This window comes from Pseudomonas sp. FH1 (genome assembly GCF_000510895.2).
In the GTDB taxonomy this organism is placed as follows: Bacteria; Pseudomonadota; Gammaproteobacteria; order Pseudomonadales; family Pseudomonadaceae; genus Aquipseudomonas; species Aquipseudomonas azotoformans_A.
This window is the reverse complement of sequence record NZ_AOHM01000038.1, coordinates 1-567: the sequence shown is the minus strand read 5'-3', so window position 1 is coordinate 567 and position 567 is coordinate 1. Positions and strand designations below refer to the sequence as shown.

The 567-nt window shown below is 50.6% G+C and carries 1 protein-coding gene; it reads right to left on the bottom strand.

Translation table 11 applies throughout. The annotated features are described in order from the left end of the window. Positions 1-392: 392 nt before the first annotated feature. Positions 393-567 (bottom strand): DUF1289 domain-containing protein (locus H096_RS33160; protein WP_082461922.1); only part of this gene is annotated, 175 nt, incomplete at its 5' end.

The following is a 567-nucleotide window of genomic DNA, read 5'->3' as shown; positions in this document are numbered from 1 at the left end:
TGAGGCCTACCAGATAATCGGCCTGACCAAAGCTGGCACAGATCAGGTCATTGCTGAGTACCCTCAAAACTAATCCCACCCCATCCCTCCCGTCACAGCATGGTCAGCGTTCATGACCATGCAGCGGGACATGCTCCTTCGATTTCATTCTCAAGCCATGGCTAAAGACGATCAACAGCCGTCGTAAAGGCATGCTTGTGCCTAATCAGATAACCCCGAACCGCAGTCCTCAATAAGAATTTGAGATGACCCCATCCTCCGCATGCTGACAAGCACTGCGCAGTTGATCGCGATAGTGTTAAGTTCGGAGATGGCGTTGCACCCTCAGCGTACCTTCCCGAATCAGGACATCTGTCTCGGCTGAAACAGTAGAAAACGTAAATGACGGTGGCTTAAGAGTTCTTTTTTTGAAGGCTCTTCAGACGCAGGGTCGCGCGTTGTACAGCGGCCATTTTTTCTGGACGCTTCATTCGTTTCCATTTTCTGATGTCTTCCTTGGTGCGACCGCAGCTAACGCACAGTTCGCTGTTCAGCTGGCAAACAGAAATACAGGGATTTTCGATGTCC